Source organism: Labilibaculum euxinicum (genome assembly GCF_009795715.1).
In the GTDB taxonomy this organism is placed as follows: Bacteria; Bacteroidota; Bacteroidia; order Bacteroidales; family Marinifilaceae; genus Labilibaculum; species Labilibaculum euxinus.
Genome location: NZ_WTCR01000008.1, coordinates 54,101 through 71,181 on the forward strand (window position 1 = coordinate 54,101; position 17,081 = coordinate 71,181).

Sequence of the window (17,081 nt, forward strand, 5' to 3'; positions counted from 1 at the left end):
CTTAATTTAGTAACCTCTTAAACCTGAGTTTAATTTAAAAAATACAACGAAAATGACAGAAACATTAAAAAGAACGTTGCGCGACTCATCTGCAATGCGTTGGGCAATGTTGATCCTTCTTTCGGGACTAACCTTCAGTACCTACTGGTTTCAGGATTTCTTTTCCGGCTTAAAAGGGCTGATGGAATCGGAAATGGGATTTTCCAGTGAAGAATTTGGTCGGATTCTTGCTCTAACCACCATTGCCAATATGTTTGGTATGATTATCATTGGAGGTATCATGCTCGACAAATGGGGAATTCGAGTTGCAGGTATTGTATTCGGTGGTCTTGCAGTTCTGGGAGGATCTATTTCCGCTTTAGCTGCTTCCGGATTTTTCGGAACTGAACACGGCACCATGTTAAACATGATTATCGTAGGTCGGGTTCTATTTGGATCCGGACTTGAAGTTGTTTGTGTTGTAGCAACCAGAACCATCGTAAAATGGTTTAAAGGTTACGATCTTGCCTTGGCGATGGCTATCAATATGGGATTTGGCCGATTGGGTAGTGCAATGGGTACTGCACTTTCATTAGATATTGGAGGAGGACATGTTTCTCCTGCTGTTACTTTTGCAGCCTCGCTTATTGGCTTAGCCCTTATCATGTTCCTGATTTATACCGTATTTGATATCAAGTTGGATAAACAAGAAAAAGCGATAAGTGATAATAGCGGTGAAGTCTGTGATCCTGAAGAAGATTTTAAATTCTCTGATTTAATTGCATTAATCAAGAACAAATCGTTTTTATACATTGCTCTTCTTTGTGTAACTTTTTATGCTGCCATTTTTCCATTCATGCAATATGCTCCCGATTTATTGATTAATAAATTTGGATTCACTCAGTCCCTTCCTCAGGCAGGAGAAGTTATTTTATGGGGAAGCAAAGCAATTGGAGCCTCAAGTATTTATCTTGTTTTCTTCCTATTTGCAATTCTTTTTGCTGTTGTGCCTAATAACTTTGAAAATAAACAAACCAGATTTTTGTTTAAAACCGGCGCGTTGATTGCTTTCTGTTTCTATCTGTTTGTAATGAAAGATATTCTAGCAATTTGGTTAGGAAATGGAGCAAAAACAGCGAGTTTAATTCCTCTTGGAACAATTATATTCACTCCTATTTTCGGTAATTATGTAGATAAAAAAGGAAAAGCAGCATCCTTAATGATTCTTGGATCGTTACTTCTGATTTTTGCTCATATCTCTCTATCGATACTAGATAATGTGTATATAGCTTATTTGGGATTATTAAGTCTGGGAGTTGCATTCTCTTTAGTACCTGCTGCCATGTGGCCTTCGGTTGCTAAAATTGTTGCAGAAAACAGATTAGGTACAGCATATGCTACCATGTTTACCCTTCAAAACTGGGGATTATTCTTATTCTTCTGGGGAATTGGGGCACTGCTTGATTTTGTAAATCAAGGAATACCTGAAGGACAACCTAAAGATTATACCATCCCGATTTTGGTATTGGTAGGCTGTGGTGTAATTTCCATTTTCTTATCATTCTTACTGAAAAAGGCTGACAGAAAACAAAACTATGGTTTGGAATTGCCTAGCTAACTGGTGATTTTATAAAACCACTTACATATTAAAAGCCGTCCTTTGGACGGCTTTTTTTAGTATCTTCTTAGGCGATCTATCTAATCGGGACAGGCTAATCCAGTAATCATGATAACAACTTTTTTTGTAATGTGATTTTCAGTACGGTTTACACAAGTGACAAATAAGGGTATTAGCGGTTTGAAAACTTAAAATAGGATTCTGTCAGAACTGTAACCTGAACCCCCGTTGGTTTTTATAGGGGACAATACACCTTTACCATTTTGTGATATATAATGAGTACGCAACTTTTTCCAAGTAAAGAAAGGATGCCCAAATTTGAACATCCTTTGTTACCCCTTATATTTTGGAGCCTTTAGAATTGTTGTCTAGAATTACCACATTGCATCCAACAATTACCAACTAAAAATGTCCGGGAGTTTCCCCTATAGATATTCCCGAACCTCTGTTAAACAATTATTGGCATCATTGTCTAACAATAAAATCTTGAACCGAATATAAACACGCTAACTGTTTATTACCTGGAAAAGCTATATTTAATCAAAAGTTAAATTTAATTTTTTCCCCATTTTCTAAAATGTTACGAAACAACAAATACGCAACATGATGGTTTTGCAACCTAATTGAAGTCTTAAGAGTAAATAATATGCCGTAACTAATTGAATGTTACGGCATATTAAAGAAAACCAATTAATTATGCTATTAAAACCAAAATCCCGGGACACCACTCCCAATATTTGGAAAATCATTTAACAAATGATTTCGAATATATAATTACAATCCACAGGCCAAAATGCATATAATTCTGTCTTTCAAATAATTACATGTGATGTGAAAATATTTACATCTTTAAAAGTGTACGTATACATCACACACGATGTACGTTTTCGAACAGGCCCAACAACTACTTATTTAAAAGTTTGATTTCCAGAGCTGGTTTTTCCATGAACCCATATTTCGCCACTCTTGAGATACAGGTTATCATCTCCTTTACGGTTACCCGCCCTAAGCGATCCTGAAGATGCTGAAAGATCAAAACTCAATTGCTCAAAATCATTTAACAAGTTCATACTAACATCTCCCGAGGTGGCTTTAAAATAGGATTCTCCCAACAAAACCAATCCTTGTCCTCTCAAATTACCAGAACTACTGGTTAAATTTAGAATTGTTTTTGAATTAAGAATCCCAACATTTCCCGAAGAAGAAATACTTTTAATTTGCCCTTCCACTTTATCAAACTCCTGATTTCCGGACGAAGTTCGGGAAGAAATATTTCCAATCACATTTACCATTTCTATATCGCCTGAGGTTGCTTTACATTTTACATTTCCTGCCACTTTATTATATTCATGATTCCCCGAACTTGATTGTGAGTTTAGATCCCCTTTGATTTCGTACAAACTAATCTCTCCTGAACTTGTTATCACCTCAAGATCAGAGATTATATTTTTCACATTCACATCGCCCGAAGAAGCGTGTATTTTGGTGTAATCCGAAGAAATATTCTCACAATAAACATCCCCTGAAGAATTTTTCACGTCAATCTCCATTTGTGTTGGGACTAAAAATTGTAATGATGCATCAATATTTCCCCAAGACGTTCTTGGCGATTCTATCCATACTCTCAAAATGCTCCCTTCCAACCGGTGATTGATTTTATAAGAACTCCCATTTCTGGATACACCTTTAATAATCCCCACAAATTTCACATCCTCACGATTTTCACCCAACAAGGTAACATCACAAAATCTTCCTTCTACAACTATTTTTTTCACACCATCATAATTTGCCTTTTCATCGGCAAATACCGTTTGAGAAAAGGAATTAAGAGAAAACAGGAACAAGACTAGAAGTAATAGATTCCTTTTAATTAAATTTTGAGTTTTCATTTTATACGGGTTTTAAAAATTGAATTAGTAAATTAATAATCAAGAACAGATTCTCAGTCTATTCCTCATGTATTATGAGACGCTTAACCTGCAATAGAAGTTACAAAAAGGAAAGAAATTTGATTTGATCACAATTTAGAATCTTTATAAATAATTTATTATCTTTGCGCCATTAAAATGAAATAATATATGGAATCAATAACAGAACAAAAAAACAAACTTTCAACCACCATAGTAATTGAGAATAAAGCAATAGCTCCAGGAGTGTTTGTTTTAAAATATAAAAAAGTAAAGAGTTTTACTGCCGGACAGTACATTGGATTAACCACAGATTTAAGCATAACACCACGATTGTACACCATAGCCAGTGGTGAAAACGACACTGAAGTTCAGGTGTTATACAATTTGAAGGATGATGGCTGGTTAACACCAAGACTTAGTGAAATTAAGCCTGGATCAGAACTTTATGTGACAAATCCTGACGGAGATTTTATTGATGATGAATCGCCGGCGTGGTGGATTGCATCGGGAACAGGAATTGCACCTTATGCTGCCATGTTTCGCTCAGGTTTGCTTAAGAATAAAACCCTTATTCATGGAGGCAGATATCATCATTCTTTCTATTTTGAAAAAGAATTTATTCCTGTTTTAAAAGAGAATTACATTCGTTGCTGCTCACAAGATGAAGCTGAGGGTTTGTATCATGGAAGATTAACACGATATTTGCAGGATGTAAAGAAACTACCGGAAAATTGTCGCTTCTTTTTATGCGGCAGTCCTGAAATGGTAGTTGAAGTTCGCGACCTTTTGATTAAACGTGGAGTTGAATACGAAAGAATTGTAGCTGAAATTTACTTTTAATGCAATTAATTTACATGAAAACAGACTGAATAAAAATCGCTGTTTATCTGTAATTATAAAATAGAATAATGGCCAAAGATACCCTTTTAGGAAAAACACTTGAAGAACTGATTCAAATTGTTACCGAATTAAATCTTCCCAAATTTACAGCTAAGCAAATTGCCGACTGGTTGTACAAAAAAGACATTACCAGTATTGAAGAAATGTCTAACCTTTCGTTGAAAGCAAGAACTGCTTTGCTGGAAAATTACGATCTTGGTATTACTGCATCAACCAAAGTACAGGTTTCGGTTGATGGAACAAAAAAATACCTTTACCCGACTGCTCATGCTCACAAATTTATTGAAACCGCTTACATTCCGGATCAGAAACGAAATACACTTTGTGTTTCTTCGCAGGTTGGCTGTAAAATGGGTTGTTTGTTTTGCATGACCGGTAAACAAGGTTTTCAGGGACAATTATCAAGCGGCGAAATTATCAACCAAATAAGAAGTTTGCCCGAAAGAGAAAATCTAAGCAATATTGTTTACATGGGAATGGGAGAACCTTTGGATAATGTTCCTGAACTCATGAAATCCCTGGAGATTCTAACCTCGGATTATGGAATGGCTATGAGCCCAAGAAGGATCACCGTGTCTACCATTGGGATAATTCCTGGAATGATTGAATTTCTTAACCATAGCGAATGTCATTTGGCTGTTAGTCTGCATACTCCTTTCGAAGATGAAAGAAAAAGATTGATGCCGGTTCAAAATGTATATCCAATAAAGGATGTATTGAAAATAATTCGTGATTTTGATTTTGGTCTTCAGCGCAGAATTTCTTTCGAATACATCATGTTTAAAGGAATTAACGATACGCCCCGTCATGTAAAAGAGCTTTGCAGGATTTTGGATGGGATTAAATGCAGAATCAATTTGATTCGTTTTCACCCAATTCCAGATACTCCACTTGACGGATCTGATGAGGCAACGATGGAAGATTTTAAAGAGCAGCTAACGAAAAAAGGAATTACCACAACGATCAGAAGATCGAGAGGACTTGATATTTTTGCTGCCTGCGGTTTGCTTTCTACAAAAGAACTGGTAAAAAGACAAGAAGAAGATTTCTAAAAAAAATCCTGCTTAATTTAAGCAGGATTTTTTTTATCTATATTTTTATTTGTCACTTGATGTTCTAACAATCAAATCGGCATGAACAACAACCTCTTTTATCGCTTTGGCATCCGGAGTTTTTTCCATTTGTTCGAACAGTAATCTTGCCGCTTCCCGGCCAACCTCTTTTGGATTTTGATCCATTGTAGAAACTGAAGGTTCCATATAACGCGATCTGCGACTATTTGAGAATCCTACTACTGCAAGATCATTAGGAATTTTAAGACCTAACTCTTTTGCTGCTGCAATTGCTCCAATTGCCATATCATCATTTATAGCAAAAATAGCATCCGGACGATTGGCTCTGGACAATAAATCCAATGCCAGACTTTTCGCATCTTCCACAGTAAAATCACATCGGGAAATTAATGTTTCATCCAGAGGGATATTTTTGTCTTCCAAGGCTTTTTTATAGCCTCTTAGTCTGTTTGTTCCGAATAGCATAAACTCAGGTCCGGTCATGAATGCAACTCTTTTGGCACCACCATTAATCAAATGAGTTACTGCCGTATGAGCAGCCGCAGCATCATCAGCAACAACTTTGGAAACCTCTAATTCTTTAGATGTTCTATCGAAAAGAACCATTGGCACTCCCATATCCTGTATTTTATGAATATGATCGTATGTAGTTGTTGCACGGGTAAGTGATAGAATAATTCCATCCATTCTCATGTTCAGGAATCCATTTACATTTTTCTCTTCCTTTTCGATTCTTTCATTTGAAGAACTAACAAATACCTGATAGTTGTGCTCATCAGCAATCTGCTCAATTCCTTTTACAACAGTAGCATAAAAAGAACTAACAATTTGCGGAACAACAACACCAATAGTATTCGACTTTTGTGTTTTTAAAGCAACAGCTAATGGATTTGGCTGATACTTTAATTCCTTTGCCAATTTCTGAACTGCTTCTCTGGTTGTTAAGCTAATTTCGGGATTGTTTTTAAGAGCACGTGAGACAGTGGAAACTGAAATACTTAGTTTTTCAGCTATGTCTTTAATGGTTACAGGTCTGTTTGCCATAGTAATAATTTTAGAATCTTACATTCGATTGTCTGAAATTGTAATAAAAATACTGATTTATATCACTTTTCCTGACAAAAAACAAAGATAATATAATTTAGACAGCTTCCATCCTGTGAAATCTACTTTTTAGTGGTTGATTACACCCATTTTCAACATCACGGGCCAGCTTAAGCCATTCTTAACATTTAATTAATGCATTGGCACTTCAAAAATCAAAAAATCTGAATTAACAATACCCATAATATCCAATGAATTAACACTATCCACACCTATACCATCCCGCGGCCGAAGAACTTCTCCATCAACTGTCAGTTCTCCGTTAAGAACAAAAACATAAACTCCGTTTGCGTTACCGTTTATTGTATATTCGAGTGTATTTCCACTAGTTACTTTTGCCCGGAACACATATGCATTCTGATTAATTTTTAAAGCATTATGTTGTGATGATTTTGGAGCAACAAGCAGTTGCAATTCACCATTCTCATTTACATCCGGAAATGATCGTTGATCGTAACTTGGTTCCAGTCCTTCTTTTTCAGGAATGATCCAAACCTGGAGAAAATGTACATCTTCCGTTTCTGAGGCATTGTATTCAGAATGCATAATACCTTTTCCTGCTGTCATTACCTGAACATCATTCACTTTAATTAATTCGGAATGTCCTGCACTGTCTTTATGCTTTAATGCCCCTTTTAATGGAATTGAAATGATTTCCATATTTTGATGCGAGTGAGTTCCAAAACCCATTCCTGCTTTAACAACATCATCATTAAGCACTCTTAATGCTCCAAAATGGATTCGCTCCGGACAGTAGTAATCAGCAAAACTAAAACTGTGCTTGCTATCCAACCAATCCAATTGACTACTTCCTCTTGTTCCTGCTTCGTGAAATACCTTATCCATATTTACCTCCTGTTATAAATCTTTACTACAAAGTTAATACAGAGGTGCTTGTTGGTAAATGGACAGAATTGCGTTTGGTTTGTACTATTTATTGAAGCGAAAGCTAATATCGGCCTGCGTGAAGGATTGGAGTGTACCCCACAGCGAAGAATGAGCGAGGAGTAGTAACGGAAAGCCTGACCCGGAGGGACACGCCCAAAACGTGAAAAAAGGCGGAAAATGAATTCCGCCCTGATTTTTATTACAATACTTTCGATTTAATCACCATGAGTTTTTCGCGGGTCATTTCGTGCATGGAATACGGAATACCTCCTATGCCGATTCCTGATGTATCGCGTCCGCCAAAAGGCATCCAATCGACACGAAAAGCGGTATGATCGTTTACCATTACTGCCGATGCATTCAGTTGATTGACTGCATCCATAGCCACATCTAAATTAGAAGTGAAAATGGCTGACTGAAAGGCCAAAGGCAATGAATTTGCGCGATTAACGGCATCCTGCAATTTGGAATAAGCATAAACACAAACCACCGGACCAAACACCTCGTGCTGAGAAACTTTCGATTCCGAATCAGGATTCAGAAGAACTGTTGGCTGATAACAGGTATCAGAAATCCGTTTGCCCCCGCACATTATTTTCGCGCCTTCGGCAACGGCTTCGTTTACCCATTGCTCTACCCGATCGACCTCGTAAGTCTGAATCAGCGGTCCCACTTCTGTTTTAGGATCCATAGGATCTCCAACATGCAATAAATTTGCTTTTTCGACCAGTTGAGTGGTAAATTCTTCAATGATATTTTCGTGAACATATACCCGCTGAACGGATACACAGACCTGACCGGCATGATAGAATCCTCCTTTTGCCAATGCGGGAACGGTTTGCGAAAGATCAGCATCTGCCTCGACAATTACCGGTGCAGAACCTCCGTGCTCCAATGCACATCGGGTTCCCGGCGACAGCTTGGACCGCAGATTCCATCCCGCCTCGGCCGAACCTATGAATGAAAGGTAGTTGATCCGTGAATCTTTCACCATGTTTTCGGCATTTTGGCGGTTGCAAATAACCACCTGTGCCCAATCCTCTGGCAATCCGGCTTCCTTCATAATTTTCACCAACTCGATTGCCGACAGCGGCGTTGATGTTGCCGGCTTGATGATAACGGGTGTGCCAACGGCAAAAGCTGGAATTATTTGATGCACTGCCAGATTTAACGGATGATTAAAAGCGCTTATGCTGAGAACGACACCAATTGGTTCGCGCAGGGTAAATGCCCATCTGTTTATTGAAGCCGCTGTAGTTCCCATAGGAATTTGCTCTCCTTTTAACTGACCAATGTGTTCAATGGCCAATTGCACACCATTAATTGCACGAAGCACTTCTACTTTACTGTCCTGATAAGGCTTTCCTCCTTCGGAAGCTGCAATTTTTGTGAGTTCTTCGACCCGCGTCTGCATAATGGCTTTTGTTTTTTCAAGTATGGCAATGCGCTCGTAGGGTTTCAGCCAGCGGGACCGGTCCTGAAACAAGGCATAGGCTTTGGCCAATTTTTCTTCCACCTGATGCTCATCGAGCAAAGGAATTTCCTGAATTAAACTGCCATCGAACGGGGAATTTACTTTTATTGAGTTCATTATATCAACTTATTTATTTTGATACTACAAAATACAGGTTTTCGCGTAAAGATCTTCATTCAAACCCTTTTGATTTTCATCAATAATTGAACGGACTAAATTCAAAGAGTTAATATCTGCACATTATAATTCCTTAATCTTCAATAAACTATATCGGAACAGACAGAAAATCCGGTAAATTGTTCTTTCCTATTCTCCGAAAGAAGCTCCAAACATGTACATTTGCAACTCGAAAAATTTCACCTGTACAAAGCCTCATCATGGAAAACTTAAATAAAAATCTTAAACATTTACGCCTGCGCAAAAGATTGTCTCAAGGCAGATTATCGAACCGAATTGGCATAGGAGCCTCATCAATTAGTGCGTACGAGAAAAAAAGAAGTGTCCCAAAAATTACCACATTGATGAAATATTCGAAATTCTTCAAACGTAATTTAGACGAATTGGTTAACGAGGATATCAGCAAATTGGATCAGGAAAAAACACAGGACACCAAAGGAGACAAACTAAGAGTTTTGCCCATTTTAGTGGATGCACAAAATGAAGAAATGATCAGTCTGGTGCCAGTAAAAGCTGCTGCAGGTTACCTTAACGGATATTCTGATGCTGAATTTATCAGCGAATTGCCCAATTTCAGAATGCCATTTGCCGAGCTATCGGAAAACAAAACCTACCGGGCTTTTCAAATTGAAGGAGACAGCATGCTGCCAATCCCTTCCGGCGCATACATAATTTGTGAATACGTTCAGGATTGGGAACTAATAAAAGATAACAGCTGCTGTATTGTATTGACTAACGACGATGGAATAGTATATAAAAGAGTAAAAAAAGATTTTCGAAACAATCAATTGCTGCTCAATTCTGACAACCCGGAATATTTATCTTTTGAGGTAAGCCTGAATCAAGTATTGGAGGTATGGAAATCCTTGGGATTTGTAAGCTTTACATTGCCTGAACCGGCTGGAAATAATAAAAAATAAAAGACTATAAAAATCTTCAAATTTAAATCCTGACAGCGAATTGCTTCATCCTTTTTTTTCCTACTTTTAGCTCTGTAAAATCATTCTAAATAAATTAGTTTAATCCAACAAAAACATGAGTCTAAAGGGGATTTCAAACAATTACAAAGGTGTTTTGTATGCCATGATCACAGCACTTTTATGGGGTTTTCTCCCAATTTTCTTAAAAGTCAGCCTGAAAGATCTGGATTCTGTTTCCATAGTATGGTTTCGTTTTACGTTTGCCTTTTCTATTCTGTTTCTCTACTATTTAATAACCGACAAAAGGCAATTAAATATTATAAAACGACCTCCTTTCATCTTGGTAATTGCTGCACTTGCTTTGGGTGTAAATTATCTGGGTTTTATGCAGGGAATAAATTATACCAGTCCGAGTAATGCGCAAATTACGATGCAAACAGCTCCTATTTTGTTAGCCTTGGTCGGAGTTTTCTTTTTTAAAGAGAAATTAAACAGCAAACAATTACTTGGATTTGGAATTGCAGGATTGGGTTTATTTCTCTTTTACAGAAATCAGCTGCAAGCCTTTATACAAGATACAGAAGCATTCAACACGGGTTTTTTCTGGATAGAATTAGGAGCGGTAATGTGGGTTTTGTATGCTTCACTGCAAAAAAAACTGGTGCAAAAACACCCGGCGCAACTGTTAAATATGGTTCTTTACGGAATACCGGCTATTCTCTACGCTCCTTTTGTTGATTTTGCAGCCTTCTCAAATCTTGATTTTTCCTCGTGGGTAATCGTGATTTTTCTGGGCATGAATACTCTCGTGGCCTATGGTTGTCTGGCATTGGCTTTCAAGTATACCGAAGCCTACAAAGTAAGTATAATTGTAACCGTTAACCCAATTATCACATTAACAAGCATGGCTGTTTTATCCTCTATGAATGTAGAATGGATAAAAACAGATAGTTTAAGCATCTACTCAATGCTTGGCGCTGTATTTGTAATTGGGGGGGCAATTACGGCAGTTCTTTTCTCAAGGAAAAATAAAATTTTAACAGATAAGCAAATACATCGTTTTCAACAAAATACCAATTGCTAAAAACGATGTATTCAATCATGTCTTAAATAATATCTAGTTTGGTATTTATACCAAATTAACATCAAAACAAGCCTTATAAAATGTTTCTTTTCAACTATATCTTCGTTAAAAAAGATGCATCGTAACATGGCTATGCTTTACTTTTTTGCCTCGATACAGCTAAAAATTAATTCATTTTATTTAAAGTCTATTTTGAAATTAAATTGGTATTAAACTCACCCATATCTGCATCAGCACGATATAGATTTTAACAGGATATTATTGGAACGAATCAGGAAAATTACAAACCTGCTTTATTTCTCCGTCTTTTTCACGAATCCATGTATCAAATGTTCGTTTACCTTCTTTCAATACAATAACCCGGCCCCCCTGCTTTAAGTCGCCATAGGAATTTTTCGCACCTGAAGCCCGGCCGTATGCAAGAGCCATATTATAATATGATGCCACATAATCGTTCACGTGATCGTGCCCAACAAAAGTTCCCATAACATCGCCTTGCTCTACCATTGCACCAAACATTCCACTATTAATTTTCGAACAGCACTCTACTTCTTTTCTTGTTCCAAATGCTTTACCATTGCACCAGGCATCAGTATACTCCGGCAAGGGTATATGAAAAAATGCTAAAGCAGGAATCGTATCCTTATTTTCATCAATAAACTTCTGGCTTTGCTCTTTGTACCAAACCACCTGCTCGGTTGAAAACCAACCATAACCATCCACTCTTGGTTTTATTGTGCTGTAATCCTGAGAATCTAAAAAATAAAGTACCGCCTTGCTATCAGAGTTGGTACTGCTTTTTACTTCACACAAAAAATTTGTACCCTTTAAGCTATCTGTAGATCGGTTAATGCAAAAATCAAGACCATCCAAAATAGACGCAACATTATTTCTAGGCATTTTATTCTCTGAATCATGATTTCCAAGTGTTACAGCCCAATGCAGCTTGTGCCTCTTAAAGAATTCCGCGAATATTTCATAACAAGGTTTAGGATTATCACTATCTGTTACTACATCGCCGGTAAACACAACCAAATCAGGGTTTTCTTCCTGAACCAAAGTTGCGAGCAAATCCATAACGTGCTGCTGGTTGTTTTTACCTACAGTGACATGCGTATCAGTCAGTTGTAAAATTTTAAATTCCCCATTCGGGTTAAACTTAAAATCAACAGATTGAGAGAAAGACATTTGAGCGATAAAAAAACTGAATAATATCAGACTTATTTTTTTCATTACTTACTATATTTTTAAACTTAATAAAAGCATTTTCCCACTCCTGATCCTTACAGATGAGAAGTGAGGAAAAATTAATTACAAACGAAACTACCCTATTTCAAATACCAGGGAGTTTCGCGAATATCATCCTTACCGGAAAATTGGCGGGTTACCGCTTCGGTTACATTTGTTTTGTTGTAATCATATTCCGTTTGAGGATACATCCAACGGTTAGGTATTGTTACTCCCGGTGCTGTTTCAAAAATTGGATAACCTGTTCGGCGCTGCTCAAAAAACGGCGTTTTACCAGCCTGAAAATAAGTCTGAAGATACTTTTGTGTGATAACATACGATATCTTCATATCTACCGATGGAGCCTGATCCAAATCAACAAAAGAATTTAACAGATATTGATCACAAGCTTCGGCACTTAAATACGAACTATAGCCTTTTGTTGATGCCTGACCCGCAAAAAATGAAAAAGATGCTTTAATTCCTTTGTTGTACTCAGCCACAGCATCGCCGCTAATCCAACCTCTTAAAATCGCTTCTGCAATAATAAACTGTTGCTCAGGATATCCTAATAACATCATTGATTCACATACCGGATCGTCGTAATATCGGGAATTGGGCTTGGAAATATTTCCAGCCACTGCTTTTGCATTTACAAGACTATATTGTACTGTTGGATTTCCTCCTTCGTAAGATGTAAAATCAGTGACAGCTTTACCTGATTTAAGAGCATTTGGTGTTTGGGTACAATACACAAACAAACGGGGATCTTCCCGGTCAATTAATTTTTGAACAAAAGTTGAATCCATATACAATCCAGATCCAAAGCTACTTGAATTAAAATTCAGGTATCTGCTTCCTGATTGATCCAAAAAGTTTATCTGTGTACTTTCACTTACATCATTCATTAAAACTTTACCGGAATAAATATCTGCAAAACGTGATGCAACAGCTTCTCCTCCAATAGTCGGTTTGTGAGATAAGGTAAGCAAAACCTTTAAACGAAAGGCATTTACTAGTTTTTGCCATTTTGACAACGAACCATCATTAAGAATATCACCGGTAATAATCTCAGTATTTCCTTCCAACAAAGTATCAGCTTCTTTCAATAGATTTAAGATCCCAACAAAAACATCTTCCTGCGTATCGTATTTTGCGGTATATATTTCGTTGGTCTCCCCTTGCAAAGCCTCAGAAAAAGGGATATCTCCATACTTAATGGTCAAGTTATAGAAATACCATGCCTTAAAAAATTTTGCAAGAGCCAAGTTAGCATCGGAGCTTACACGTACGGATTCCTCTTCCAGTTTCTGTATATTTCTCAAATTATCAAAAGAACCAAAGTCTCCTCTTGTCCAGTTGTAAAACTGTTCAGAGCTCTCTCCATCAGTAGCTACAAGCATTCGCGATTCGTATTGAAAATTGTCAAATTCGCTAAAAACATCCCAACATGCTGTAGTTAGCAAAAGCTGAGGTGAGGTTTGGGTTGGTTTATTCGGATCCTTATTAAGCTCCTCAAAATCAGTACATGAAACAGCTGCTGCAGCTAACAATATACAAGTACATATTCTAACAATCATTTTCATTTTTATTATCTTTTTGGACACTTTGGATGTTTATTAAAAAGTGAATTTTGTTGTTACACCAATGTAACGTGCTGATGGATCCTGCAAATCATCATCATTCCCAGTTGTAAAATCAGGATCGACAAGCGGAATATTTTTCAGAACCGCCACATTATTTGCAAACAGAGTAATAGTAGCCCCATTCAACAGCCTCACCTTATTGTTATTATCAAAATTATAAGTAAGAGCAACCTTGCGAAGTTTCACATAAGAACGATCGAAAACATTGGCAAATTTCTTATTTTCATCTTCGGTTACATTTGCACGGTACGGATAATTCTGACTCCATGTTTGCCAGCTGACTGCAGTGGTGTTTTCTACGATATCCCCATTTGCTAAAACATTAACACCTTTAGGAACATACACTGCTTTTCCTGCTGCATACTCGGCATCTCTGCCGGTTGTAGATTCGGGATGACGTCCTCCCCACCATAATTTCTGAATGGTTTTAGATGACATTACACCACCAATTACTCCATCAAAATCGACATTAAGAGTGAATTTTTTGTAGTTAAACGTATTCTGAAATCCGAAGCGGGCGTTAGGATCTGTATGCCCCAAATATCCTTTTTCACTGTCTTTTATAGTCAATCCGGTGTTGGGATCAATAATCAATCGTCCGTCATCAGTTTTTTTCCATTGGGTTCCCCACATATCATCGGCTCTGTCACCAACCCGCAGATCGTTATATTTTTCTTCTCCTCCGTAAATTTTTGTAAGCGTTTTTTTATTAAAGCTCCAATTGGTTCTTACATTCCATTTAAAAGCCTTGTTAATTAATTTAGCAGAAAGCGCAAGCTCCAAACCTTTTGTTTCATACTCATTGCCATTCACATAACGACTGGAAAATCCGGAAGCTTTGGATAAAGGCAGTTGTATAATCTGATTTTCATCAACAACTTTATAATAAGTTCCTTCAAGTCCCAAACGATTCTTAAAAAAAGAAGTTGACAAACCAAACTCTGTTGAAGTTGATTTTTCAGGTTTAATATTCGAATTCACAATTCCTGCCGGATAGCTAATTTTTGGACTCATCCCAAATGTCCCGTTATTGGAATAAGTTGACTCTATCTGATAAGGATCCAAATCACTGGATACCTGTGCCCATGAACCATATACTTTAAGATAATCGACCTGTTTTGGCATAGTGATATAATCTGAAACCATAGTACTCAAAGCAACTGACGGATAAAAATAAGAGTTGTTTTGAGTAGGCATGGTTGACGACTTATCGTTACGACCGGTTAGTGTTAAAAACCACGATTTAAAAACATCCAGAGTTGCCGTAGCATACACACTCGATGTCGCTTTTTCCTCTAAATAGTTAGTAGCCATAACGGGCCCCTGAGAATTCCCCATATTGTAAATTCCCGGCACAATTAATCCATCGGTAGCCGCATATTCCTGCTGATATTTTCTGTAAAAATAAGATGCTCCTCCATTCACTGTTAAATTAAGATCATCAGAAATATTGGCTGTATAAGTAAGCAATACATCGGTATCGAAATTAGTCTGCTCGCTATTCCAAGTCTTGTAATCACCCTCACGGGAATCGCCGTAATTCATATACGATTTAGGACTTTGCATGTTCTCAAACAAATCCTTCATTCGAACAGCGCCCCGCCCTTGTATTGAAAGATTTGGAAGAATATCCCAACGCAGTTTCACCTGACCCGATATCACATTTCTATCGTGAGCCTGCTTTAATTCGCTGGAAGCAAAATATGGATTATTGTACCACGCATAATTGTAATTTGCCTGCTGATATCCTTCTTGTCCCGGTATCCAAAAGTGATTTTTTAAAGCCTCACCATCCACATCGTCACTCATCCAGACTAAAACTGTGTACATGTGATTTTTAGGTCCGTATCCGTATCGCGGATAGTTTGGAGAATATACCTTCGAGTAAGACAAACCACCTTCCAGCGTAAGATCTTCTGTCAATTTATAACTTCCATTAAAATTTAAACCGCCGCTGTTAACACGGGAACTGGGCACCTGACCTTTCTGATAAGCATACTTACCGGTCATCATAAATTGTCCACGGTCTGTTTTCATACTGATTGACATATCGGTATTCGAAATAATTCCGGTACTCAAAAAGTTCTTTAAATTGTTGTGCTGAATCCATGGAGTTGGGACTCTCTCATAACGTGACCGATCATCGTATTTGGTGTTTTTAACACCACCATACCATTCAATTGTTTCACCGGTTACTTTATCGCGTATCGGACTGTTCCATTGCGCAATCATTTTTCCAGATTCAAATTTAGGTCCCCAGGTCATGTCTCCATCAGAGATACCACCATCAGCTCCGTCCCAAAATTCATATTGTCCGTTAGAGCCACTACCATACTCATGCTGCGGATCAGGGAAAGCAGCATACCCGGCTGACACCATCAAAGTTGTTGAAACTGTTGTTTGCAATTCTTTTGATGTCCCTTTTTTAGAAGTCAAAAGTATTGCTCCATTTTTTCCTCTACTCCCATAAAGTGCAGAAGCTGAAGTTCCTTTCAATACGTTTATGCTTTCAATATTTTCAGTGGGGATGTCAAAAAAATCGGTCTCAACCGGAATTCCATCCAATACAATCAGAGGCTTTTTACCCCGAAGCTGAAAATCAGGAGATTGAAAAATACCTGTTGGGTTGGTTACCGTTAATCCTGCAACCTGCCCGGTTAAAGCACCTCCCAAATTCAAACTTTTCGCCTGAACAATTACGTCATCAACAATTTTTTCTGTTGCATATCCAATTTTTTTCTTTTGCTGTTTAATACCTATTGCTGTAGCTACAACCTCATTAAGCTGCTGCACATCTTCGCCAAGCACTACATTAATCAGCGTACGTCCGTTAACAGGCTCTTCTTTCGAAGCAAATCCCATAAACGAAAATACCAGAACATCATCAGATTTTGCTTCGATACTGTAATTACCATCAAGAGAAGTAACCGTTCCCTTTGATGTCCCTTTCAGCACAACATTAACGCCCGGCAACGAATTGCCTTGCTGATCGCTAACCCGACCCGACAATTTTATCTGAGCATTTACGATCAGTACATTCGTAAAAATCAGAAGTAGTAAAGTAATTTTTTTCATTTCGAT

12 protein-coding genes are annotated in these 17,081 nt (G+C 37.6%); 5 read left to right on the top strand and 7 right to left on the bottom strand.

The genetic code is table 11. From position 1 onward, the window contains the following. Nucleotides 1-52 precede the first annotated feature (52 nt). Entirely contained in the window at nt 53-1,597 is a 1,545-nt protein-coding gene (locus GQR60_RS11860; protein ID WP_124993133.1) for an MFS transporter, read from the top strand. Nucleotides 1,598-2,505: 908 nt separating this feature from the next. On the opposite strand, the gene GQR60_RS11865 is transcribed toward GQR60_RS11860, so the two are convergent. Then, a complete protein-coding gene (locus GQR60_RS11865) occupies nt 2,506-3,486 on the bottom strand; it encodes a DUF4097 family beta strand repeat-containing protein (RefSeq protein WP_124993134.1) in 981 nt (326 codons plus the stop codon). Nucleotides 3,487-3,675: 189 nt separating this feature from the next. Between GQR60_RS11865 and GQR60_RS11870 the strand changes: the two genes are divergently transcribed. Together GQR60_RS11870 and rlmN are read left to right on the top strand one after the other, a co-directional pair. Beyond that, the gene (locus GQR60_RS11870) at nt 3,676-4,347 is read left to right on the top strand and encodes a ferredoxin--NADP reductase (RefSeq protein WP_124993135.1); all 672 of its coding nucleotides are present in this window, start codon (nt 3,676-3,678) and stop codon (nt 4,345-4,347) included. Nucleotides 4,348-4,415: 68 nt separating this feature from the next. After that, nucleotides 4,416-5,459, top strand: a complete 1,044-nt coding sequence (gene rlmN, locus GQR60_RS11875) for a 23S rRNA (adenine(2503)-C(2))-methyltransferase RlmN (protein WP_124993136.1) — start codon at nt 4,416-4,418, stop codon at nt 5,457-5,459. 45 nt (nt 5,460-5,504) lie between these two features. On the opposite strand, the gene GQR60_RS11880 is transcribed toward rlmN, so the two are convergent. From GQR60_RS11880 to GQR60_RS11890, 3 genes are all read right to left on the bottom strand, one after another. Next, a complete protein-coding gene (locus GQR60_RS11880) occupies nt 5,505-6,524 on the bottom strand; it encodes a LacI family DNA-binding transcriptional regulator (RefSeq protein WP_124993137.1) in 1,020 nt (339 codons plus the stop codon). Between the two features lie 192 nt (nt 6,525-6,716). Further along, nucleotides 6,717-7,430: a pirin family protein gene (locus GQR60_RS11885; RefSeq protein WP_124993138.1), complete on the bottom strand. Its 714-nt coding sequence runs from the start codon at nt 7,428-7,430 to the stop codon at nt 6,717-6,719. 241 nt (nt 7,431-7,671) lie between these two features. Continuing rightward, on the bottom strand, nt 7,672-9,063 hold the full coding sequence (locus tag GQR60_RS11890; RefSeq protein WP_124993139.1) for an aldehyde dehydrogenase family protein: 1,392 nt from the start codon (nt 9,061-9,063) through the stop codon (nt 7,672-7,674). Between the two features lie 260 nt (nt 9,064-9,323). Here GQR60_RS11890 and GQR60_RS11895 point away from each other — a divergent pair, with 260 nt between their 5' ends. Both GQR60_RS11895 and GQR60_RS11900 read left to right on the top strand, forming a co-directional pair. Beyond that, a complete protein-coding gene (locus GQR60_RS11895; protein ID WP_124993140.1) occupies nt 9,324-10,043 on the top strand; it encodes an XRE family transcriptional regulator in 720 nt (239 codons plus the stop codon). A gap of 115 nt (nt 10,044-10,158) precedes the next feature. Further along, nucleotides 10,159-11,127: a DMT family transporter gene (locus tag GQR60_RS11900; RefSeq protein WP_124993141.1), complete on the top strand. Its 969-nt coding sequence runs from the start codon at nt 10,159-10,161 to the stop codon at nt 11,125-11,127. A 258-nt stretch (nt 11,128-11,385) separates the two neighbouring features. Here the strand turns inward: GQR60_RS11900 and GQR60_RS11905 are convergent, their stop codons facing one another. The 3 genes from GQR60_RS11905 to GQR60_RS11915 form a co-directional block, all read right to left on the bottom strand. After that, complete coding sequence (locus GQR60_RS11905) at nt 11,386-12,360, bottom strand: metallophosphoesterase family protein (protein ID WP_124993142.1); 975 nt, start codon at nt 12,358-12,360, stop codon at nt 11,386-11,388. Between the two features lie 95 nt (nt 12,361-12,455). Next, nucleotides 12,456-13,940, bottom strand: a complete 1,485-nt coding sequence (locus GQR60_RS11910) for a SusD/RagB family nutrient-binding outer membrane lipoprotein (RefSeq protein ID WP_124993143.1) — start codon at nt 13,938-13,940, stop codon at nt 12,456-12,458. Between the two features lie 33 nt (nt 13,941-13,973). After that, a complete protein-coding gene (locus tag GQR60_RS11915) occupies nt 13,974-17,075 on the bottom strand; it encodes a SusC/RagA family TonB-linked outer membrane protein (protein WP_124993144.1) in 3,102 nt (1,033 codons plus the stop codon). Between the last annotated feature and the right edge of the window lie 6 nt (nt 17,076-17,081).